Source organism: Corallococcus exercitus (genome assembly GCF_003611585.1).
GTDB classification, from domain to species: domain Bacteria; phylum Myxococcota; class Myxococcia; order Myxococcales; family Myxococcaceae; genus Corallococcus; species Corallococcus exercitus.
The window spans coordinates 21,078-42,298 of the sequence record NZ_RAVW01000010.1 but is presented as its reverse complement, the minus strand read 5'-3'; the positions used below and the strand labels follow the sequence as shown (position 1 = coordinate 42,298).

General features: G+C 68.8%; 18 protein-coding genes, 1 pseudogene and 1 riboswitch. Of the genes and pseudogenes, 10 read left to right on the top strand and 9 right to left on the bottom strand.

Going from position 1 to position 21,221, the window contains the following annotated elements:
- Positions 1–126: 126 nt before the first annotated feature.
- The gene (locus D7W79_RS02440) at positions 127–1,359 is read left to right on the top strand and encodes an HD-GYP domain-containing protein (protein WP_120523706.1); all 1,233 of its coding nucleotides are present in this window, start codon (positions 127–129) and stop codon (positions 1,357–1,359) included.
- A 67-nt stretch (positions 1,360–1,426) separates the two neighbouring features.
- The gene (moaA, locus tag D7W79_RS02435; protein WP_120523720.1) at positions 1,427–2,431 is read left to right on the top strand and encodes a GTP 3',8-cyclase MoaA; all 1,005 of its coding nucleotides are present in this window, start codon (positions 1,427–1,429) and stop codon (positions 2,429–2,431) included.
- A gap of 3 nt (positions 2,432–2,434) precedes the next feature.
- On the opposite strand, the gene D7W79_RS02430 is transcribed toward moaA, so the two are convergent.
- Positions 2,435–2,842 carry a DUF4870 domain-containing protein gene (locus D7W79_RS02430; protein ID WP_120523705.1) on the bottom strand — a complete coding sequence of 136 codons (408 nt, stop codon included), beginning with the start codon at positions 2,840–2,842 and terminating at the stop codon, positions 2,435–2,437.
- Positions 2,843–2,974: 132 nt separating this feature from the next.
- Positions 2,975–4,850, bottom strand: a pseudogene (gene thiC / locus D7W79_RS02425) (phosphomethylpyrimidine synthase ThiC).
- Between the two features lie 43 nt (positions 4,851–4,893).
- Positions 4,894–5,006, bottom strand: a riboswitch (TPP riboswitch).
- Between the two features lie 423 nt (positions 5,007–5,429).
- On the opposite strand from thiC, the gene D7W79_RS02420 reads away from it, so the two are divergent.
- The 6 genes from D7W79_RS02420 (at position 5,430) to D7W79_RS02395 (ending at position 11,754) form a co-directional block, all read left to right on the top strand.
- A complete protein-coding gene (locus D7W79_RS02420) occupies positions 5,430–5,990 on the top strand; it encodes a hypothetical protein (RefSeq protein WP_147441775.1) in 561 nt (186 codons plus the stop codon).
- A 224-nt stretch (positions 5,991–6,214) separates the two neighbouring features.
- Complete coding sequence (locus D7W79_RS02415; RefSeq protein WP_120523703.1) at positions 6,215–6,898, top strand: hypothetical protein; 684 nt, start codon at positions 6,215–6,217, stop codon at positions 6,896–6,898.
- Between the two features lie 215 nt (positions 6,899–7,113).
- Complete coding sequence (locus D7W79_RS02410; protein ID WP_120523702.1) at positions 7,114–7,974, top strand: hypothetical protein; 861 nt, start codon at positions 7,114–7,116, stop codon at positions 7,972–7,974.
- Positions 7,975–8,007: 33 nt separating this feature from the next.
- On the top strand, positions 8,008–8,871 hold the full coding sequence (locus D7W79_RS02405) for a hypothetical protein (protein ID WP_147441774.1): 864 nt from the start codon (positions 8,008–8,010) through the stop codon (positions 8,869–8,871).
- 54 nt (positions 8,872–8,925) lie between these two features.
- Positions 8,926–10,107 (top strand): Kelch repeat-containing protein, encoded by a 1,182-nt coding sequence (locus D7W79_RS02400; protein WP_158616868.1) that lies wholly within the window; start codon positions 8,926–8,928, stop codon positions 10,105–10,107.
- A gap of 237 nt (positions 10,108–10,344) precedes the next feature.
- Entirely contained in the window at positions 10,345–11,754 is a 1,410-nt protein-coding gene (locus tag D7W79_RS02395) for a hypothetical protein (protein ID WP_147441773.1), read from the top strand.
- 13 nt (positions 11,755–11,767) lie between these two features.
- On the opposite strand, the gene D7W79_RS02390 is transcribed toward D7W79_RS02395, so the two are convergent.
- The 3 genes from D7W79_RS02390 to D7W79_RS02380 are packed head-to-tail and all read right to left on the bottom strand — an operon-like array spanning position 11,768 to position 15,176.
- Positions 11,768–14,035, bottom strand: coding sequence for a xanthine dehydrogenase family protein molybdopterin-binding subunit (locus tag D7W79_RS02390; protein WP_120523698.1), 2,268 nt, complete (start codon positions 14,033–14,035; stop codon positions 11,768–11,770).
- 11 nt (positions 14,036–14,046) lie between these two features.
- Positions 14,047–14,508, bottom strand: a complete 462-nt coding sequence (locus D7W79_RS02385) for a (2Fe-2S)-binding protein (protein WP_120523719.1) — start codon at positions 14,506–14,508, stop codon at positions 14,047–14,049.
- A complete protein-coding gene (locus D7W79_RS02380; protein ID WP_120523697.1) occupies positions 14,505–15,176 on the bottom strand; it encodes an Isoquinoline 1-oxidoreductase subunit in 672 nt (223 codons plus the stop codon). The genes D7W79_RS02385 and D7W79_RS02380 overlap by 4 nt, the downstream gene beginning before the upstream one ends.
- Positions 15,177–15,538: 362 nt before the next feature.
- Between D7W79_RS02380 and D7W79_RS02375 the strand changes: the two genes are divergently transcribed.
- Positions 15,539–15,904: a hypothetical protein gene (locus D7W79_RS02375; RefSeq protein WP_120523696.1), complete on the top strand. Its 366-nt coding sequence runs from the start codon at positions 15,539–15,541 to the stop codon at positions 15,902–15,904.
- Between the two features lies 1 nt (position 15,905).
- On the opposite strand, the gene D7W79_RS02370 is transcribed toward D7W79_RS02375, so the two are convergent.
- A complete protein-coding gene (locus tag D7W79_RS02370; RefSeq protein WP_120523695.1) occupies positions 15,906–16,616 on the bottom strand; it encodes a siderophore-interacting protein in 711 nt (236 codons plus the stop codon).
- A 108-nt stretch (positions 16,617–16,724) separates the two neighbouring features.
- On the opposite strand from D7W79_RS02370, the gene D7W79_RS02365 reads away from it, so the two are divergent.
- Positions 16,725–17,471, top strand: a complete 747-nt coding sequence (locus D7W79_RS02365) for a DUF6600 domain-containing protein (protein ID WP_120523694.1) — start codon at positions 16,725–16,727, stop codon at positions 17,469–17,471.
- Positions 17,472–17,489: 18 nt separating this feature from the next.
- Here D7W79_RS02365 and D7W79_RS02360 read toward each other — a convergent pair whose 3' ends face one another.
- From D7W79_RS02360 to D7W79_RS02350, 3 genes are all read right to left on the bottom strand, one after another.
- The gene (locus D7W79_RS02360; RefSeq protein WP_120523693.1) at positions 17,490–17,954 is read right to left on the bottom strand and encodes a GyrI-like domain-containing protein; all 465 of its coding nucleotides are present in this window, start codon (positions 17,952–17,954) and stop codon (positions 17,490–17,492) included.
- 37 nt (positions 17,955–17,991) lie between these two features.
- Entirely contained in the window at positions 17,992–19,386 is a 1,395-nt protein-coding gene (locus D7W79_RS02355; protein ID WP_120523692.1) for a glycoside hydrolase family protein, read from the bottom strand.
- An 80-nt stretch (positions 19,387–19,466) separates the two neighbouring features.
- Entirely contained in the window at positions 19,467–21,185 is a 1,719-nt protein-coding gene (locus D7W79_RS02350; protein WP_120523691.1) for a B12-binding domain-containing radical SAM protein, read from the bottom strand.
- Between the last annotated feature and the right edge of the window lie 36 nt (positions 21,186–21,221).

Here is a 21,221-nt window from a genome sequence, read left to right as displayed (position 1 = left end):
AGGACCGCTGACGTTCACCCCGGCGCCAGGGCTCGCACCCCACCCTGGATGGCAGGGAGGCGAGGGGGTGATGATTTCTCGCACTCGTTCGCCTTTAATCCCTGGAAACCTCTAGAATCTTCCGCCGTGGAAGCCATCCCCCCCGCACCGCCCAGAATCCTGATCGTCGACGACGACGACTCCGTCCGCGACGTCATCTCCGTGCTCCTCCGTGAGGAGGGCTACAACTGCGTCGTGGCCAACGGCGCCGAGATGGCGCTCGACGTCGCGGGTGAAGAAGAGACGCCGCTCGTCATCAGCGACATGAAGATGCCGGGGCGCGACGGGCTGTGGCTCCTGGAGAACCTGCGCGAGCGGCTGCCGGACACGTCCGTCATCATGCTCACCGGCTACGGCGACACCGAGTCGGCCGTGGACTGTCTGCGCCGGGGCGCGGTGGACTATCTGCTCAAGCCACCCAAGCTCACCGACCTGATCCGGGCCATCGAGCGTGCGCTCGCCAAGCGGCGCATCGAGATGGCGCGCAAGCGCTACCAGAAGAAGCTCGAGGGCAAGGTGCGCGACCGCACCGCGGAGCTTCGCAGCGCGCTGCACAACATCGCCAACACGTACCAGAACACGCTGCTGGCGCTGGTGGCGGCCCTGGACGCGCGCGAGCACGAGACGAGCGACCACTCCCAGCGCGTGGTCAGCTACACGAGCGCCATCGCCAGCCGCATGGGCATCCGCGGCAAGGAGATGGAGGAGATTGGCCGCGGGGCGCTGCTGCACGACATCGGGAAGATTGGCGTGCCGGACGCGGTGCTGCTCAAGCCCGGCAAGCTCACCCCCGACGAGTGGCTGGAGATGCGGCGTCATCCGGAGATCGGCTTCCAGATGATCCAGAACATCCCCTTCCTCTCCACCCCGGCGGACATCGTCCTGTCGCACCAGGAGCGCTACGACGGCGCGGGCTACCCCCGCAACCTCCAGCGCAACGAGATCCACATCGGCGCGCGCATCTTCGCGGTGGCGGACACGCTGGACGCGATGACGAGCGACCGGCCGTACCGCAAGGGCACGACGTTCGCCAACGCCATCCAGGAGATCAAGCGCTGCGCCAACACGCAGTTCGACCCGGACGTGGTGAAGGCGTTCCTGGACATCGGCGAGGAGGGCCTCATCCGCATCAAGAAGGAGATGGCGGAGAAGAAGCTCAACCCGATGCAGGCCGCCGCGGACGCCGCCGAGTCCGAGGCCGAGCTGGCGCGGCTCACCGACCTGGACGACGAGCCGGACTCTCCGCCGGTGGGCAGCACCGCCACGCCCATTGGCGCGCCGCCCGCCATCATCCGCTCCGCGTCCGGCACCGAGGGCTGAGCCGGCCCTCGGGAAGCGGTGTCTTTCCCCGGCCGGGTTGCTATCCATGATGGCGGAAGGCCCCGCGATGACCGCTCCCCTGCCCGCTTCGAATCCGCTCGCCCCGCCGCTGTGTGACGCACAGGGGCGGCGCATGACGTACCTGCGGCTGAGCGTCACGGACCGCTGCAACTTCCGCTGCACCTACTGCTCGCCCGCGTCATGGGGCGGGAAGAAGGACCTGCTGGACGCGGGCGAGTTCGAGCGCATCGTCTCCGTCTTCGCGCGCATGGGCATCCGCCGCGTGCGCCTGACGGGCGGCGAGCCGCTCGCCCGGCCGGACATCCTGGAGATTGCCCGGCGCATCGCCGCGGTAGCCGGCGTGGAGCACCTGGCCATCACCACCAACGCCAGCCGCCTGGAGTCCCTGGCCGTGCCGCTGCGCGACGCGGGCGTCACCCAGCTCAACCTGAGCCTGGACACGCTGTCCGCGGACGTGTTCCGGCGCATCTCCAAGCAAGGCGACTTCGCGGCGGTGCTCCGCGGCATCGACGCGGCGGCGGGCGCGGGCTTCCAGTCGCTGAAGCTCAACGTCGTGGTCATGCGCGGCGTCAACGACGCGGAGGTGCCGGAGCTGGTGACGTACGCGCACGCGCGCGGCATCACCCCGCGCTTCATCGAATTGATGCCCTTTGGCCAGGGCACGCCGGTGCCCACGGCGGAGCTGCTGGAGCGCCTGGCGGCCTCGGGCCGCGTCCTCACCGAGGAGCCCCAGGAGAGCGCCGCGTCACCCACGTCCGGCCCGGCGCGCTACTGGCGCACGGAGGGTGGGCGTGTGGGGTTCATCTCCCCGCTGACGCAGAACTTCTGCGGCGGCTGCAACCGGGTGCGGGTGGCGTCCAACGGCGACCTGCGCAGCTGCCTGGGCGGCCGGGCACAGGCGCCGCTGCATCAGCTCATCCGGGGCGGCGCGACGGACGCGGAGCTGGCCGTGGCCGTGCGCCGCGCGCTGGGAGAGAAGCCGGAGGGGCACCGCTTCACGGAGGCCGGAAACGGCGCCACGCTCCTGCCCATGATGGGCATTGGCGGCTGACGGCTACTTCACCATCCGGATGTTCACCGGGTAGCGGTAGAGCTCGCCGTCGTTGGCCTTCAGGCCCGCCATGACGCTGAACACCACCGACGCCAGGAAGGTGATGGCTCCCGTGATGAAGCCGAGGCCCAGCGCGCACACCAGCAGCGCGGAGACGGTCATCGCGATGGCGACGGTGATCTGGAAGTTGAGCGACTCCACCGCGTGCGCGCGGACGAAGGACGACTCCTTGCCCTTGGTCAGCATCAGGAACAGCGGCACCGCCCAGCCCAGGAAGCCCGCGCCCACCACGAGGCCGGCGATGGTGCCCAGATGGGCCAGCATCCCCATCGTCTTCTCATCCTGGGTCGCCGTGGGCGAACCGGTGATGAACGTGCCGAACTGCTGATCCTCGCGCTGCCCTGGGTCCATGAAAACGCCCTCCCAATCTGAATGGGGCGCGACGGGATGCGCCCGGATGGGGCGCAACATGGCATGCCGTGTCGGTGCCTGTCATCCAGTGGACAGGGGCCGCGCCAGGAAGCCCCCGTCCGCTGGCCGGCTTCAGCGGTACAGCTCGTGGCCCGCCTTCTTGAATTCCTCGCTCTTGTCCTTCATCCCCTGCTCCAGCGCCTGGGTCTCGTTGACGCCGACCTTGTCCGCGTAGTCGCGCACGTCCTGGGTGATCTTCATGGAGCAGAAGTGCGGGCCGCACATGGAGCAGAAGTGCGCGACCTTGGCGCCTTCCGCGGGGAGCGTCTCGTCGTGGAAGGCGCGGGCGCGCTCGGGGTCCAGGGACAGGTTGAACTGATCCTCCCAGCGGAACTCGAAGCGCGCCTTGGACAGGGCGTTGTCGCGGGCCTGCGCGCCCGGGTGGCCCTTGGCGAGGTCCGCGGCGTGGGCGGCGATCTTGTACGTGATGACGCCTTCCTTCACGTCGTCACGGTCGGGCAGGCCCAAATGCTCCTTGGGCGTCACGTAGCAGAGCATCGCCGTGCCGAACCAGCCGATCATCGCCGCGCCAATGCCACTGGTGAAGTGGTCGTAGCCCGGGGCGATGTCCGTGGTGAGGGGCCCCAGCGTGTAGAACGGCGCCTCGTGGCACACGGCGAGCTGCTTCGTCATGTTCTCCTGGATGAGGTGCATGGGGACGTGGCCGGGGCCTTCGATCATCACCTGCACGTCGTGCTTCCAGGCCACCTTCGTCAGCTCGCCCAGCGTCTCCAGCTCGCCGAACTGCGCGGCGTCGTTGGCGTCGGCGATGGAGCCGGGGCGCAGGCCGTCACCCAGGCTGAAGCTGACGTCATACGCCTTCATGATCTCGCAGATCTCCTCGAAGTGCGTGTAGAGGAAGTTCTCCTGGTGGTGGGCGAGGCACCACTTGGCGAGGATGGAGCCGCCGCGGCTGACGATGCCGGTGAGGCGCTTCGCGGTGAGCGGGACGTACTGGAGGCGCACGCCCGCGTGGATGGTGAAGTAGTCCACGCCCTGCTCGGCCTGTTCGATGAGGGTGTCGCGGAAGATGGCCCAGGTGAGCTCCTCGGCCTTGCCGTTCACCTTCTCCAGCGCCTGGTAGATGGGCACGGTGCCGATGGGCACGGGCGCGTTGCGGAGGATCCACTCGCGCGTCTCGTGGATGTTGCGGCCGGTGGACAGGTCCATGACGGTGTCCGCGCCCCAGCGGATGGACCAGACCATCTTCTCCACCTCCTCCTCGATGGAGGACGTGACGGCGGAGTTGCCGATGTTGGCGTTGATCTTCACCAGGAAGTTGCGGCCGATGATCATCGGCTCCACTTCCGGGTGGTTGATGTTGGCGGGGATGATGGCGCGGCCCCGGGCGATCTCATCGCGCACGAACTCCGGCGTGATGACCCGGGGAATCGCGGCGCCCCAGGAGTGGCCGGGGTGCTGGGCGGCGAGCGAAGCGTCGAGCTTCTGGTTCTCGCGCACGGCGACGTATTCCATCTCCGGCGTGATGATGCCCTTGCGGGCGTAGTGCATCTGGCTGACGTTGGCGCCAGCCTTGGCGACGCGGGGCTTGCGGATGTGGGCGAAGCGCAGGCCGTTCAGGCGCGGGTCGGCTTCGCGGGCGCGGCCGTACTCGGAGGTGATGCCGGACAGCTCGTCGGTGTCGTTGCGGCTGCGGATCCAGTTCTCACGGACGGCGGGCAGGCCCCGGCGCAGGTCGATGTCGGCGGCGGGGTCGGTGTAGGGGCCGCTGGAGTCGTAGACGTAGACGGGGGTTGGGGGTTTCCGGGCCGCCGCCAGCGGGGCCGTGGTGACGCGTGGGCGTCTGGGCAATCTCGCGCAGGGGGACGCGGAGGTCGGGGTGCAGGGACCCGGACGCGTAAACCTTGCGCGAGGCGGGAAGCGGGCCGCGGCTGATCCCCTCCAGCACCTTCCCATCGACCTTCAGGCTCTTGGACGCTCCACTCATCGGACGGCTCCTCGTGAAAACGGACGGGAGTCGGGACGGGCCTGGAGCACCCACACCGCTTCCCTCCGCCGGTACTAACCGGTTCAGGTTCAAAGGGATCGGAAGCGGCCACGCCTCCGTCTCAGCCTCCTCCCGGAGGCACCCCTAGCGACTGCGGAGCGGTGTAGCGCAGGGGGAAGCGGGCTTCAACCCGGGTGGCCTCGAGCCCGGGGACAGTGGACGCACGGCGGCCCTGCGGGGAGGGACGGGACGTAAGAGAGGGAGTTTCAGGGCTCTCCAAGCTGCTCGCCTGAGAACGCGACCCAGACAAGCCGGGGCCCTGCCTGTGATTGCGGCATCGGCTGATCTCTAGTGAACTCAATGAAGCGGCAGAATGCTGCCTCGCTCTCATTCCGGAGGTGTACTTCCATGTCTCAAAATGCTCCTGTGACTGCGGCGCCAACCGGTGCCGCGCCCCCGCGACGCGCCAGGTTCGGAAGCATCATCCTGCTGGGCGCCGGGGTCGTTCTGCTCGTCGTGTTGGGGACTCAGATTGCATCCTCCCTCAGCGCAAGCGGGGGTTCCCTTGAGGCCACCCGGATGTTCGTGCCCAACCTATGGCTCGACGATGTGGCCAGCTTCACACCACACTCATCATTGACTCCGGATCGCCGGGAAGAGATCCGAAAGCTGCGTGATCAGGCCAACCTGCACGTCAGTACATATATCGCGCGGAACCGGTCAGATGCCCAGCGGAGCCAATACGCCGAGTGGATCGCCTTTGGCCTCAGCTCACTGATTACATTGCTCGCGGGGTACTTCGGACAATTGCCAGAGCCGGCCGCTGCCCCATCCGCACCGGACCCTGCATCCCAGGCAACAGGAGGCGCCCAAACGGCCAGGAGTCCGACGCGTGGGGCTCGCGCGGTTTCCCGAAGCAGGTTCGCCGTCATGGTAGGCGTCGTGGGGGCGCTGGCTGCGATTTCGACCGGGTTCTCCAACAGGTTCCAGGTCGCCGCCGCAAAGAGCCTCGTTGAAGCCAAAATCATCAGTGAAGCCCTGGAGAAGACCATGAAAATCGCCGCTGCGCCCACGAGCGAGGCGGATCTGGAAGAAGCGCTCCAAAGTCTCCAGCAAACGCTTCTGCTCAACGCCCCATGAGCCGCGCGTCAATTCTGTTCGTTGCACTGGCGCTGGCTGGCTGCACACCCCCTGAATCCACTGTTCCAAAGCTCTCGCTGCCCCAGCAGTACGGGCTTCAAGAGTCATTCCGCTACCGAAGCGCCATCTCGGAGGCAGTGTCACTGGCGAATAGGGTCCTGGGGCCAGGTGCGCCCATTCGCTTGTACCCCTCCTGGAGGGGCGGTGAAGGCGGCTTCCAGCCCGTGTACGAGAAGGGTGGTGGCTTCTCGGTGACACTGGGAGTTCCTGTCTATGCGGTGGAAGGCAAGAACCTCGCTCCGGAGTATTTCGTCTTTGTCCCGCCCAAGGGACATGGCGTCTTCGTCAACGTGGACCGTCTCCCCGACTTCTTCCGTCTGTTCTCTCCGACGACTCGCATCGAGGGCTTGCCCGTTGATGAACCACGGGTCCTGGCATTCGCGCTGATGCATGAATCAGGACACCTTTTTCATCAGGATGCCGGCAGCTTTGACAGTACCCACCCCCTGGCACTCCAAGACATGGTTGCCGTGGAGCTGACCCTGGAGGATGTCAAGGCGGGACGGACTGCCCACCTCAACCCAGAGCTTCGCGCGGACCTCTTCGCGCTAGGATATATCAATGAAGCCTTGTCTGATGGGTCCGACACGGACAGATGGATGGAAGCCAAAAGCATCCAAGGAACGTTCAGCACGACGACGTTCAACATCACAGGGCTACGCGTCGTGGAGGGATTCGGCGAGCAGGGTTTGGCGCGGCGGGCGCGCTTCCGGGATGGCAGCTACTCCCATCCCAACTTCGAGTTGCGCATGCATGTCCTCAACTATCTCAGCAACCCGGGCACTCAGGCAGAGGAACTGCTGAGCACCTTCCTGAAGGAGCGAAGCGCTCCGCCCAGCGGCGAATAGCGCCGGGTGCCTCCCAGGCAACGCGAACAACACCGCCTGTCGCTCCGGGAGCAACAACTGAGAGGCGCCCTCCCCTCTCCTCCCTCTGGGGAGCGCGTTGGTACGGCAGTTGAAATGAGTCACTCCATCCACGGGTCGCGGCGGTAACGGCGCGTCGTGGCAGGGGGAGCCCCTCGGCGGGCACTTCCTTCACTTCTGTGAATGGAGGCAGGACCATGCAGCGCAACAAATGGCGAGTCTTCTCGCGCACGGGCACCATTGTCGTGACCCTGGGGCTGATGTCCGGCTCCGTGGCGGTCGCGCAGGACAGGCCCACTTCGGAAAAGCCGTCGGACATTCCTCCCAGCCGCGTCATCGCCGGCCGGGTCCTGCACTCGCCTCCGAAGCTGGATGCGGCGGATGCTCGCAAGAGCGTCAATGCCTTCATCACCTGGGCCGGTGAGTCCATCGTGGAGGAGCAGAACGACGCGCGCCGGGCGCTGGCCTCCGCCGCGAAGCAGCCGGCGCTCATCCAGGCCTTCACCGAGGACATCCTCGAGTCGCACAAGTCCGGCGACACCAGCCGCGCGCTCGTGGGCCTGGGGCTGCTCGGGGAGATGCGGACCTACGACGGCGCGAAGTTCCTCGTGGAGTTCGTCCGCATGCCCCTGCCCGACAAGGGCACCGTCATCGAAGGCGAGCTCCAGGAAGAGGCCCAGCAGGCGCGCCTGCAGGCCAAGGCCATCGCGGGCGTCGCGTACCTGCGGGACCCGGAGTTCGACCGCGAGGTGATGAACCAGGCCGGCGCGCACCCGTCCGTCATCGTCCGCGCGGAGGCCATCAGCGCCTTCCTGTGGAACCGCGGGGACACGCTGGAGGCTCGCAAGGAGCTGGAGCCGTTCGTCCGCAAGGAGGAGCGCCTGTTCCTGGACCGCGTCCGGCGCGTCAGCGGTGAGGGCGCGGACGCGTTCAACCGCAAGCTGACCGCCTACCTGAAGGCCCACCCCGAAGTGCAGGCGCCGAACCCCGAGCCGAAGGAGCCGCGCCCGCCCGAGGAGAAGCCCAACACCTTCGACGTGACCCCTCCGAAGTTCTGACCTTCCCTCACGACCTGAGGAGCGAGAACGCCCATGAATCTCAAGCAAGGCATTGCCCTGATGTCGTCCGTCCTGGCCTTTGGCCTGGCCACCGAGGCCGGCGCCGTCTGCACCCAGACGGCCGCGAGCAACGCGGACCGGGCCCTGTGGAACACCCACGGCTGCTGGCAGGACTTCTTCCTCTGGCAGTACCAGGCCTACGGCCTGCGCTCCGGGGACTGGAGCAACCGCGGCTGGAATGACGCCTGCAACGTCAACCTGGAGTTCCCCAAGCACTGGAACGCGTCCTACCTGCTGACGTACGGCATGGCGGACAACCTCTCCCAGTCCTTCCACGGCACCTCGGACTACCGAGCGACGGCGGAGGCGCGCAGCAGCAAGTTCCACGATAGCCTGTATCACAGCATCACCGACCGCACGGACGTCTTCGGGACCTTCACCCCCCGGTTCTGGCCGTGGGACACGGACCGCGTGGAGACGGCCTGCCCGCTCTACAACCCGACCGTCAGCAACTCCAACCCGGGCTCCCGCGCGGGTGACTACATGCACGAGGGCTGGCACGCGTACTTCGACAAGTACAACTTCAACAATGGCAACACCGGCGGCCACCGGCCCGGTCCGCAGGGCGCCTGCACCATCAACGGGTGCGACTACTTCTACTTCCATGGCATTGGCGCGTATGCCTTTGGCGCCATGTGGGAGAACAATGGCACCGCCAGCCGGTTCCACTCGCCCAACCAGGTGCAGGTGGAGTTCCTCTGCGACGTGGCGGACCAGTCGCAGTGGTGGATCCCGCTGAGCGTGCGGCAGACTGCCGCCGCGGATGCCAACGGCCGCGCCGCGTCCCGCTTCATCAACGGCCCGGGCTACACCTGCGGCAGCCCGCGTCCCTGGTAGTTGGAGGAATCCCCGATGGCGCATTCGAAGCGTCACGCAGTGAAGCCGTTTCGGATGCGCCTGGGTTCAGGCCTGTTCCTCCTCACCCTGGTCTGCTGCTCGAGTCCGCAGAAGGCCGGGGTGGAGGAACAGGGCACCTGGGAGCTCCTGCCCACGGGCGCGGGCCCTGGCGCGGGGCTCCAGGTGGCGACGGTGTTCGACGGCCAGGACGTCCTGCTCTGGGGCGGACTGGGCGGCTGCACCGTCAACGGGGTCTGCGGAGACGGGGCCCGGTTCGACGTGGCGTCGAGGACCTGGACGCCGCTGTCGTCCCAGGGCGCTCCCGCCGCGCGCACGCTGCATACGGCGGTGTGGACCGGCCAGCGGATGCTCGTCTGGGGCGGCGTGGGGTGCGGTGAGCGGCCCCAGACACCTTGCGGCGACGGGGCGGCCTACGCACCGTCCACCGACTCCTGGAGCGCGCTTTCGGCCCAAGGCGCGCCCTCCGCTCGCGGCTGGCACTCGGCGGCATGGACGGGACGGTGGATGCTGGTGTGGGGCGGCGAGGAGCCCCAGCAGACGCGCGTGCTGGGCGATGGGGCCCGGTACGACGTGGAGGCCGGCGCCTGGACGCCCATGTCCGGCGCCGGGGCACCCGTGGCCCGCCGCTACCACTCCTCGGTGTGGACGGGGCAGGCGCTGCTTGTCTGGGGTGGCAGCGGCGGGGCCTCCGTGGACGTGGCGCTGAGCGATGGCGCGGCCTACTCCCCCGAGACGGACTCCTGGCGTCCGCTGTCTTCCCAGGGGGCTCCCCAGGCCCGTTGGGCGCACACGGCGGTGTGGACCGGGACGAAGATGCTCGTCTGGGGCGGGCTGGGCTGTGGCAGCGACGGTCAGGACCTGCCGCGCTACTGCGAAGGAGGCGCCGCGTATGACCCACGGCTCGATACCTGGTCGCCCCTGTCCGACAAGGACGCGCCCTCCCCCCGCACCGGCCACTCCGCGGTGTGGACCGGGACGAGGATGATCGTCTGGGGTGGCGCCTCGTCGAAGTGTGGCTCCGGTGGCGCATGTTCGGATGGCGCGGCCTACGACCCCGCCACGGACACCTGGACCCCGCTGCGCACCCAGGGCGCCCCGACCGCGCGGTCGGGGCACTCGGGCGTGTGGACGGGGGACGCCCTCTTCATCTGGGGAGGCATGGGCGGCGGCGGCTCGGAGGTCGCCCTGTCGGATGGGGCCCTGTGGGTGCCATGAGCGCGTGACAGGCGGCCCGCCGAGCCCCACCTGGTCCGTTCTTGCCTTGGTTGAGAGGAAGGGCGCAGCATCCCTGGCACATCCTCTTCCAGCCTCCGCGCGCGGGCTGACTCGGGACACGCATCCATGGGCCAGATCAACTGCAAGCAGTGCAAAGAGAAGAAGGAACAGGGAAGCAAACCCGGCTTCTGTCAGGACTGCTGTGCCCGGTATGCGTGTCCGCTCTGTCCAAAGCCCATGTTGCCGGTCAACGTGGGCGTCACCACCCTCAACTGTGAAGGCTGTTCCAAAACCTTCCAGGCCCACATGGGCTGCGCCAAGAGCCTCAAGGCCGCGCCGCTGTGCGCCAGCTGCCAGTCCTCCTCCACCGGGTCCACGGGACCGAGCATCACCATCCTGTCGACGCTCCACGGCACCCCGACTGAACACGGGATCGAGTTGATCAAGGATGGCCGGACCTGCAACGCGTGTGGCGCCAGCTACGACCAGGGACGTGATGCGTGCCGCATTCTTGGCATCTCCGGGGATAGCAAGAACGCGCACTGCGTGATTCCCCAGACCATCCTCAAGCGGACCGGGAGGCTGGTGTTCGAGTTCTACAACCTCGTCTGCAACGCTCCTTCCGGAAAGACCCTCCGGAAGACGCAGAAGCGGGCCCACCTGAGGCTCAAGTCCGTCCCCACGCTCCCCATTGGCCTCTGCTGGGCGCCGCAGGAGGCGATCTGCTCCGAGGTGCAGGCGGTCCTGAACGAACTGGTCGAGATCGAGGAGCGGCCGACCGACTCGTCCGGCGTCGAAAAGGAATTCTTCTATTTCGATCAGGTCACCACCAGCAATGAAGGCTCAGGGCTCTTCAACCGCGCGAAGGAGGTCATCGGCCAGGGCAACCTGGGAGACTTCTACACGGGGAAGCAGTGCGGACTCTGCGAAAGCATCCAGGGAGACCTGCCCATCCTGGAGCGCTACTTCGTGCTCGTGGCGTTCGAGAAGGCCGTCAAGCTGCTCCCCCGGTTCGTCTCGCAATACAAGGAGACCTCCATGCGCGCCGTGCAGCGCATGTCGAGCTTCGAAGTCGCCGAGGAGTCGAGATTCAATGCCTTCGCGCGCAGGACGAAGCAAGGCCCAGAGCAACTCAGGCGCCTCCGCGACAGGCACGTCAACACGATGGAGCAATTGCAGACGGAGCTGGCCGGCTTGTGGGAGACCCATGACTCGGAGCAGGCCGTGCACCTTGGCTTCATCAACGATCCGCTGGTGCGGGCGTGGGTCGAGGCGCTGGTGAAGCGGGACTTCCAGATCCCCGTCCTGCGGGCCATGCTCCAGGTCTACGTGGGCAAGCACCTGTATCGCGCCATCGAGCGACACGCCAATCCCTACGCGTTCCTGATGAGCTGGATGGACGTGGAGCTGATCCAGGAGATCCACGCCCGGTTGGAGAAGATCGCGGCGCAGTACCACCCGCTGCCCGCGGAGGTCGCGCTGGACCTCTGGCCCCTCTTCCTCCAGTTCTACGCCGCGTCGATGTTCTCCGAATGCAGCAGCAAGCCCGTCCTGCCGGAAGTGGAACGGCTCATGACGTTCCACGACAAGCACATCCACAGCGTCCGGCGCAGCACCGCCTGGGAGCAGTGGAGCCGGACCGTCTGACGTCCGCGCCGGCTCACACCTTCACGGTCTTCACCAGCGGCAGCTCGCGCACGCGGGTCCCCGTGAGCGCGAAGACAGCGTTGGCCAGGGCCGGGGCCACGGGGGGCACTCCGGGCTCTCCAATGCCTCCCGGGCGGCCGTCGCTGGGGATGATGTCCACGTGGATCTTCCGGGGCGTCTCCGCGATGCGCGCCAGGCGGTAGTCGCGGAAGTTGCTCTCCACCGTGGCGCCGTCCTTCATCGTGATGGCGCCGTAGAGCCCCAGGCTCAGGCCGAACACCACCGCGCCCTCCATCTGCGCCCGGACGCGCTCCATGTTCACGATGGTGCCCGCGTCGGCGACGATCCACGCCTCGTCCACCCGGATGCGCTCGTCCGCGTCCTTCACCACCGACACCACCACCGCCACGTACGTCAGGAAGCTGCGGTGCGCCGCCAGGCCTAGCGCCCTTCCCTGCTGCTTGCGCTCGTCCCAGCGCGCAAGGCCCGTCACCCGCTCAATCACACGCCGCAGCCGCGCCGTGTCCACCGGGTGCTCTTCAATCGGCTGGCCGTAGTTGGGCACCTTCGCCACGCCCAGGTCCTTGGGCGTCACGATGCGGGAGGGCCCCAGCACCTCCAGCAGCGTGTCGCGCGGATCCGTGCCGCGCTCGTGCGCCAGCTCGTCGATGAAGCTCTGCACCGCGAACGCGTGGTAGATGTTCGCCACGGACCGCAGCCAGCCGATGCGCGTGTGCGCCCGCGCCTCGCAGTTCTCCATCCGGACGTCGGGGATGGCCAGCGGCAGGTCCATGATGCCCTGCCCCATCTCCCCTTCGCCCGCGAACGTCGCGTCCGCGAACGTGGAGCCGATGGGCGGGAACGCGATGCGCTGGTGCCACGCCACCACCTTGCCGTTCGCGTCCAGGCCCGCCTCCAGCCGCTGCGCGCTCGTGGAGTGGTAGTAGTCGTGGCGAACGTCGTCCTCGCGCGTCCACTGCAGGCGCACCGGCGCGCCCACCGCCTTCGCGACGAGCGCCGCCTCCACCACGTAGTCCGGCTTCGACTTGCGGCCGAACCCGCCGCCCAAGAGCGTCACGTGCACCGTCACCTTGGACGGGTCCAGGCCCAGCGCCTTCGCCACCTCGCTGCGCGCGGCCTGCGGGTTCTGCGTCGTGGCCCACACCTCGCAGGTGCCGTTCTCCACCTTCGCCACCGCCGCGGGCGGCTCCATGGGCGCGTGCGCCAGGTGCGGCGTGTTGTACGTGGCCTGCACCCGCTTCGCCGCCTTCGCCAGCGCGCCTTCCGCGTCACCGACGTTGCGCACCACCTTGCCCGGCTTGCCAATCACCTCCAGCAGCTGCTCGCGGTACGCCGCCGAGTCGTAGACGGCGTTGTCCCCGCCCTCCCACGTCACGTCCAGCACCGCGCGGCCCTTCATGGCCGCCCAGGTGTTGTCCGCCACCACCGCCAGCCCGCCCAGCGGCTGGAACAGGAAGGGCTTCTTCGCCGCCGGCAGCTCCACCACCTGCCGCACGCCCGGCACCGCCAGCGTCTTCGTCGCGTCGTAGCGGGCCACGCTGCCTCCCGCCACGGGCGGACGCGCGATGACCGCCGTGCGCATCCCCGGCAGCACCACGTCCGCGCCGAACACCGCCCGGCCCGTCACGATGTCCGGCCCGTCCAGCAGCGGCAGCTCCTTGCCCAGGTTCTTGAGCTCGCCGCGCGGCCGCAGCGTCACGGCCTCCTTCTTCGGGACCTTGAGCTTCGCCGCGTCGCTGGCCAGCTCGCCGAACCGGAGCGTCCGCTGCGTGCCCTTGTGGAACACCGCGTGGTCGCGCGCCTCGCACTCCGTGGGCGCCACCTTCCAGCGCTTCGCCGCCACCGCGACCAGCATCGTGCGCGCCGTCGCGCCCGCGTAGCGCAGGTCGTCGAAGGTCTTCCGCACGCTGCTGGAGCCGTCCGTGTTCTGGTCGCCGTAGGCCTCGTCGCCGTCGCCCTGGACCACCTTCACGTGGGCCATGTCCGCGCCCAGCTCATCCGCGATGAGCACCGGCAGCGAGCTGCGCACGCCCTGCCCCATCTCCGAGCGGTGGCAGACGATGGTCACCACGCCGTCCGGTGCCACGTGGACGAAGACGTTGGCGCGGAGCCCTTCCGTGGGCACCGCGGGCAGCGACGTGGGCATGGGCGCGGCGTGCGCCCTGGCGGGGAGGACCACCTCCAGCCCCAGGCCCCCGGCCACGAGGCCCATTCCCGCGAGCACGGAGCGGCGCGACAGACGGATGCGCATGTCTTGCATGGTGGGGGTCCTCACTCCGTCGGCAGTCCCGCCGCCTTCTTCACGGCGGTGCGGATGCGCGTGTACGTCCCGCAGCGGCAGAGGTTGCCCGCCAGCGATTGATCAATCTCCGCGTCGGTGGGCTTCGGCTTCTTCGCCAGCAGCGCCGCCGCGGTCATGATCTGCCCCGCCTGACAGAAGCCACACTGCGGCACCGCCAGGTCCACCCAGGCCTTCTGCAGCGGGTGCGAGCCGTCCGGCGATAGGCCTTCAATGGTCATCACCTCGCGGCCCTCCGCGCGGCGCACCGGCGTCACGCACGAGCGCACCGCCGCGCCGTCGATGTGCACGACGCACGCGCCGCAGAGCGCCTGGCCGCAGCCGTACTTCGTCCCGGTCAGCGTCAGCACGTCGCGCAGCGCCCAGAGCAGCGGCATCTCCGGATCCACGTCGAGCACGTGCTCGGTTCCATTCACTCGTAGACGGATGCTCACGGTCGGCTCTCCTCGCGCGGGCACTCCGCGCCGTCCTTCACCCACGCGGCCATCAGGGCCCCGAACCCGGCCTGCGTCCCCGGCGCCGGCACCCGGTCCGCGCCCGGCTTCCAGCCCCAGCCCACCAGCTCGTCATGCGCGGAGTGCTCAATCAGCTCCGCCAGGCTCTTGCCGCCGTTGCGCGACGGGTCCTTCAACTGCTCGCACAGCGAGCGCGGCGTGCGTCCCTCCCAGAACATCACCTTGGGCGCCAGGTGCCACTTGGGCGCGCCGGGGACCCGCGCCAGCTGCGCGTTGCGGTCCTGGTGGCAGGAGGTGCACTCCAGGCCGGGCACGCCCTGGTCTTCAGGGCCACGGGCCACCGGCGGGTCATGGACCTGGCCGTTCATGCCCTGCAGGGGGCTGTCACCCACGGGGTGGCAGTTGACGCAGCGCGGATGCAGCATCACCCGGCTCGCCTCCAGGAACAGCGCCCGCGAGCGCTCCTTCTTGTCGCCAATGCCCGCGAAGGCCTCCGGCGTCCGGAGCGCTTGCGGATTCTCGGGCGGCGGCACCGCGGCGACATGCGCCGCGCGGCCTCCACATCCCGCGCCGAACAGGAGCGACAGCGACAACCCCGCCGCCCCCGCGCCCAGCACGACTCCCAGTGCTTTCGAGCGAAGCTTCATCGTGCCCCGTCCATCCCTTCGGCCAGAGGTCGCCCGGCCTCATGCGCAGCGCCACGAGGCCGGACGGGTCATGATGCCCGGGTCCAACCTCCGGCGAGCGTGTCAAAAAGCCGCATGGCCTGTGAAGTGATTCTTCACAACGGTCCAGCCTGGGAGTGCACGGCGCCGTCACGCGGCGTGGGGGACGGCGGCCGTCGTGAAGGCCTCCAGTCGCGGGCCGTGCCTGGGTGACACGGGCCGCTGGCGCGATTGACGGAATGTCCTTTCGCAGCCCCCGGGGCTTCACGCAAGTGCGCGGAATCGCGTGCGCGAGGGGTTGGAACGCCGTGTGTATTGGGAAGCGCGCAAGGAGATAGCCCGCCATGCGCCAGAGCCCCGCGTCGTCCGTGTTCTCCCTCACCCGCCTCTTCGTCGAGCAGTGCGCCCGCTGGAGGCTGCGCGAGGAGGTCATCGCGTTCATCCTCGAGTTCGGCACTCCCGCCCGCGCGTGCGGTGCCACCCACCTCACCGTGCACGAGCGCGACCTGCCCGTGGCCCTTCGCGATTCGTCGCTGGCCCGGCAGGCGCGCGGATGGATCCTCATCCTCAATGACGAGGACCGGCTCCTCACCTGCTACCGCCGCCAGGATGCCTCGCGCTTCCTGCGGCAGAAGTCCAAGCGCCGCCCCGCGGGCGTCTCCCGGGACCGCGACGACGTCCTGCGCGGCCTCCAGTTCGCTCCGGCCTGAATCAGTCCAGCCCCGCCTTGCCCACCGCCCAGTAGGCCTTCACCCTGGGCGTGGCGCGTTCGCCGTCGCCGCGCAGCCGTGAGCGCAGGGCCTGGATGGACTGCGCCCGGCCCGTCATCACCAGCGTCGCGCCGGGCTTCGCGCGCAGCGCCTCGCGCAGCCGTTCGTGGACCTGCGCCAGGTGCGCGTCCCCTGGCGTGCGCTCCACGTCCTGGCCCTCGAAGCCCAGCTCCCGCAGCGCGGGCGCGCAGTCCTCCCGGCGCGTCACCTCGAAGAGCGGCGTGACGTCCCGCTTCGCTCCGGTCCGGAGCGCGTGCGCCACCGCGAAGGACGTTTCGTCACCGAAGAGGACCACCGGCGCGTCACCGGCCTCCAGTGCCACCGAGCGCCGGGGCCCGAAGAACTGGACCGGGTCCCCGGCGCGCACGTCGCGGCCCCACTTCGCTCCCGGGCTGTCGCCGTGCAGGTACACGAGGAAGGCCGTGGCGCCGCGCGTTTCGTCCCACGACAGCGGCGTGTACGTGCGCATGCCCAGCCCTGGCAGGAACACCTGCACCTTGTCGCCAGGGGTCCAGCCCTGCCCCCGCAGCGCTGGCCCTTCACAGTCAATCTGGCGAAAGGCGCGCGACACCTCTCGCACCTGCGTGACCCGGGCGTCGGTGAAGAGGAAGCGGCCCAGCATGCTTCCCAACATGGCCTTCGCGGATGCCATTGGAACCTCCGTTCAGGCGTACATACGCCCCCCTTCCGGCGCTGGCTCGTGAAGTTGCGTGAAGTCATCCGCACCTTGCAGGGCGTACCCCCACGAAAGGAACCGGACATGGGCCCCTGGCACACCCGGGTGCGCTGGCTTCGGACCGGCGGCGTGACTGTCTTCGCCATCCTGGCAGCCAGCGGCTGCGCGCTGGGCCCGGCGGACGACTTCGGGCCGCAGGTGACGTCGAGCGCCGGCTCCCTGACCCAACCCATGTCCCAGTTCCGGGAGGTGCTGGCCCCCTACGGCACCTGGATGGAACTGCCGGACGTGGGCTGGGTCTGGCGCCCGGACCCGAACGTCGTCGGCGCGGACTTCGTCCCCTACTCCACCGGGGGCCAGTGGGTGTCCAGCGATTGGGGATGGACCTTCGAGAGTGATTGGGATTGGGGCCAGGCGCCCTTCCACTATGGCCGGTGGTTCGTCGCGCCGTCCGCGGGCTGGGTGTGGTGGCCCGACAGTGAGTGGGCGCCGGCCTGGGTGGACTGGCGGTCGGGGGATGGCCTCATCGGCTGGCAGCCGCTCGCGCCTCCCGGCATCAGCACCGGGCTGAGCTGGACCTTCGTGGGCGTGAACGACTTCGTGCGGCCCGACGTGGGCATGCATCGACTCCCGGCCTCGCGGGTCCAGGAGCTGATGCGCCAGACGCAGCCCGTGGGCGAGCACGTGGTGGCTCGCGAGGGGTACTGGAACCGGGGGCCTGAGCCAGCGGAGGTCGCGCGTGTCACGGGGCGGCCCGTGCCGCTCGCGAAGCCCATGACTCCGCCCACGGGACATCCGCCGCGTGCGCACTCCGAGGGCGCTGACCGCTGACGGTGACGAAGCGGCCCGTCAGTCGAGCAACGGCCGGTTGCACTCCGTCCGCCACGTCTTGGGGTCGGGACTCGACTCCGGCCCCGAGACGTAGACCTCCCAGACGTCCTGGGCCGTGTGGAGCCCCTGCTCCCGGATCCACGCCTCGAACTCGCCCCAGGCGGCGCCCAGGCCCTCATAGGGTCCCTGGTAGACGGCGCGTACCACCTTCATCGCGGGCCACTGCCCCGGCTTGACGCGGCCCGCGGCCTTGACCGGCGAGGGCACGGGCACGCTGATCTCCAGGTCGAAGACCTCCGGGTCGATCCGCAGGTGATGCACGAACCACGGCCCCGCGGGCTTGAGGCCCTGCGCGGCCACGGTGGCCATCACCTCCGAGATGCCCGGCCCCATGACCTGACGGAGCTGCGAGCGGGGCACGGTCACATGGATGAGCGCGGTGTGCTGCGCGTCCGTCTGCGTGATGCGTGGGGTTTCAATCATGGAGAGGCTCCTGGCGACTTTTCGAGTGTGTCGCAGCCTACTTCACGCAGTGGAGGGCAGGCCCCTTGGGGATGCCGTCCCACTGAGTCACGCTCATGGACGCGATGGACGAGTTGTTGTGCGTGATGGCCTCCAGGCAGCTCACCGGCCACAGCCGTCCGTCATCCAGAGAGAACGCGGCGGGGCGGCCGGACGCGCCGTAGACGGGCGCTCCCGAGTGCATCGAAGCCCCGTAGGGGACGCGGTAGAAGATGTCGGACGCGACGCCGATCGCGTTGCGTGACAGGTCCAGCGCGGGGGCGGCCAGCGCGAACTGGAGCCGCGTCCCACCGCGCACCAGGGTGAGCGGCAGGCCGGCGCTCTGGATGAGGTAGCCCTCGTACACGCGCCCCATCGGCACCTGGTCGCACGAGCGCCCCGTCAAGAGGTCCACGCCGCTGTGCGCCAGGTTCCAGGTGTTCACGTCGCCCGTGCCCACCGAGCGGAGGATGTCCACCGGGACCGTGCCGCACGTGGATGACGCGACAGCGTGCTTGTCCGGACGCGACACGATGGCCGGCCCTTCCGTCCACGTCCCCGCGACGTCGAACTGATCCACCTGCTGGTTCAGCGCGCTGTTGAAGAGGAAGACACGCGTCGCGCCGGAGGTGCTTCCGTCCACCGCGACGGCGAACGTGTCGTTCGTGTCCACGTACTGCCAGTCCACGGAGAACGCGCCGATCAGCGAGTGCCGCGTGTGGTTCGCCGCCGTCCGGGGCGCGAAGCCCGTGGCCGTCAGCTCCTCCACGCCCGTCTGGAAGGTGGGGTCCGACGAGCGCAGGACGAACTGGCCCCCGCCGTTGCCGTCCACCGCGTAGCCCGTGGAGTCCGTGAAGATGAGGTAGAACTTCCCCTCCACGTACGTGACGCTCGGCTGCCCCGCGCCGTACTTGTTGGGCACGGTGCGGTAGTCCCGCGCGGGCACGATGATGGGATTGCCGCCGTTGAGGCGCGTCCAGTTGAGGCCATCCGGACTGGACGCCACGCCAATCATCGTGGTGCCCGTGCCGTCGCCGTAGCCGCCGTAATACATGTAATACGTCGCGTCGACGCGGATGACGGACGGATCACAGACGTGGATGCCGTCGAACTGCGCGGCGTTCCCCGTGGGCCGGAACACCGTGTTGTAGCTGTTGGCCGCCGTGGAGCCTCGCGCGTGCCACGGGCCGCCCAGGCTGTCCGCCTCGGCGTAGAGGATGTAGTCGCCCGCGATGCCGCCGCACCACCACATGCGGTAGACGCCGTCCTTCATCACGCTCGGCACGTAGTCATACGAGGTGCGCGAGTACACCGGCGCGTTGCCACCCCGGTAGTTCGTCACCGTCGCCGCGCCAGCACCCGAAGCCAGCAGGCCGCCGGCCAGCGTGAGCCACAAGGTCGCATTCCTGAACATCGGACCGCTCCTTCTTCATGAAGAGGGGCTATCACGATATCCATGACTTAAAGCTATTGCACGCTTTGGCGTCCCGTGCCCTACGCGGGCTGGAGGAAGCGTCCTTCCACCAGGTGGTCGATGACGTCATGGGCGGACTGCGGGTCCAGCCTTGCCTTCGAGCCCAGGTGCGTCACGGCGTGGGAGACGGTGGTGGGCTGCTTGAAGGCCTCCAGGGCGGCGAGGAGGATGGCGCCGTCCTCGCCTTGCGTCAGCGTCGGGTCATTGAATCTGCGCGGGCTGACGGACGGGGCGCAGCTCAGGGTGATGCCGTCCACCGAGCGCAGCACCGTCACCGGCTCCTTCGCCAGCTTCGCGGGCGCGCGGTGGCTTCCCAGCCAGTCCCCCAGCGTGAAGCGCTCCGTCGAGGGCGCGGTGTTCTTGAGCCGCGTGCGCCCGTTGAGGGTGACGCGCTTCCTCGCGTCCCGGTGCTTCCAGACGAGGGCGTCCACCCGGTCCGAGTTGCGCTGCACCGCGGCCTCCAGCTCCGCGTCCTTGAAGCGGATCATCGGCACGGACACGTCGCCGGGCTCGCGGCGCTCGAAGTAGTCGAGGAACTCCGCGAACGTCTTCGCCTCCGTCACCATGTCGAAGCGCGCGGGGTGCTCCGTGACGAGCGCTCCGGGCTGTGCCTCCAGCCGCTGGTAGCCCACCACGCAGTCCAGGCCGATGACGCGCTCCACCAGCTGGAGCTCCTCCGCGAGCCGTGCCTTGTTCGTGAACGGGAGGCCGCCGATGCCGGAGATTTCGATGTCCACGTTCGGGTGGCGGCGGACGGACTCGATGACATCGAGCAGCTCGCGGTCCTTCGCGCACGGCTTGAGCAGGCCCTTGCCCATCTGCTCCAGCCGCTGCTGTTCGGAGAAGCAGCCGATGTCGATGACCATGTAGATGCGCTGGAAGGTCGCCGCCAGCGCCGCGACCAACTCCACGCGCGGCACGCCCCAGAGGAAGTACGTGCAGCAGTGGCGGGAGAGGTCCACGCCCGCCCAGGTGCTCCCCAGGAACTCCGCCGTGCTGCCCGCGAAGTCGTAGCGCATCTGCCACGTCCGGCCGGCGATCTCCTGGTGGTCCCGGCGCACGTTCTCCTCGGAGCGCAGGAACGGCTTCGCGCGCCCGAAGTCCGCCTTCTGGTTGCCCCGGGCCCCGCCGCAATACAGACAGTTCTCCCCACAGCCCTTCCCGGGCGCGACCCAGCCGGAGAAGGAGTGCGCATCCCGCTGGCTGAGGAAGATGTCCTTGAAGTGCGAGTAGTAGACGTCCTCCGTATTGGTGGCGCGCTGCACGTACGCCAGCGGCAGCCTGCGGGGACGGCCATCCGGCGTGCGCGTCACGACGTTGGGCGGGGCTTCTTCGCCGTTGCAGAGCGCCAGCAGCGGGACCTCTCCGTCGCCCAGCACGACGTGGTCGATGCAGTCGAAGCCGCTCAGCTCCTTCCACCAGTACGACGCGGAGTTGCCGCCCACGACGATGCGGATGGACGGGTCGATCTTCCGCACGGTCCGCGCGATGAGCAGCGCGCGGTCCACGTGGTGGAACCACTTGAGGCTGATGCCGATGAGCTTCGGGCGCACGCGGGCGATGAGGCGCTCGAAGGTGTCCTTCACCTCCCCTGCGCTCTCGTCGCCGTCCCACAGCCGCACGAAGGCTTCAATCCCGCCGCGCCGCAGGTAGCTCGCCAGGTAGAGGATGCCGCACGTGGCTTCGCCCGTTCCGGCACCGACGAGGAGGACTGGCGAGAGGGCACGACCACCGCTCATGAGACGACCACCGGCCTGGGTTGGAGACGGCGCCAG

Excerpts from the sequence above, each read along its gene's own strand:
- moaA (WP_120523720.1), top strand. The coding sequence starts at position 1,427 with ATGACCGCTCCCCTGCCCGCTTCGAATCCGCTCGCCCCGCCGCTGTGT.
- D7W79_RS02430 (WP_120523705.1), bottom strand. The coding sequence starts at position 2,842 with ATGGACCCAGGGCAGCGCGAGGATCAGCAGTTCGGCACGTTCATCACC.
- D7W79_RS02420 (WP_147441775.1), top strand. The coding sequence starts at position 5,430 with ATGTTCGTGCCCAACCTATGGCTCGACGATGTGGCCAGCTTCACACCA.
- D7W79_RS02410 (WP_120523702.1), top strand. The coding sequence starts at position 7,114 with ATGCAGCGCAACAAATGGCGAGTCTTCTCGCGCACGGGCACCATTGTC.
- D7W79_RS02405 (WP_147441774.1), top strand. The coding sequence starts at position 8,008 with ATGAATCTCAAGCAAGGCATTGCCCTGATGTCGTCCGTCCTGGCCTTT.
- D7W79_RS02400 (WP_158616868.1), top strand. The coding sequence starts at position 8,926 with ATGCGCCTGGGTTCAGGCCTGTTCCTCCTCACCCTGGTCTGCTGCTCG.
- D7W79_RS02395 (WP_147441773.1), top strand. The coding sequence starts at position 10,345 with ATGTTGCCGGTCAACGTGGGCGTCACCACCCTCAACTGTGAAGGCTGT.
- D7W79_RS02390 (WP_120523698.1), bottom strand. The coding sequence starts at position 14,035 with ATGCAAGACATGCGCATCCGTCTGTCGCGCCGCTCCGTGCTCGCGGGA.
- D7W79_RS02380 (WP_120523697.1), bottom strand. The coding sequence starts at position 15,176 with ATGAAGCTTCGCTCGAAAGCACTGGGAGTCGTGCTGGGCGCGGGGGCG.
- D7W79_RS02375 (WP_120523696.1), top strand. The coding sequence starts at position 15,539 with ATGCGCCAGAGCCCCGCGTCGTCCGTGTTCTCCCTCACCCGCCTCTTC.
- D7W79_RS02370 (WP_120523695.1), bottom strand. The coding sequence starts at position 16,616 with ATGGCATCCGCGAAGGCCATGTTGGGAAGCATGCTGGGCCGCTTCCTC.
- D7W79_RS02365 (WP_120523694.1), top strand. The coding sequence starts at position 16,725 with ATGGGCCCCTGGCACACCCGGGTGCGCTGGCTTCGGACCGGCGGCGTG.
- D7W79_RS02360 (WP_120523693.1), bottom strand. The coding sequence starts at position 17,954 with ATGATTGAAACCCCACGCATCACGCAGACGGACGCGCAGCACACCGCG.
- D7W79_RS02355 (WP_120523692.1), bottom strand. The coding sequence starts at position 19,386 with ATGTTCAGGAATGCGACCTTGTGGCTCACGCTGGCCGGCGGCCTGCTG.
- D7W79_RS02350 (WP_120523691.1), bottom strand. The coding sequence starts at position 21,185 with ATGAGCGGTGGTCGTGCCCTCTCGCCAGTCCTCCTCGTCGGTGCCGGA.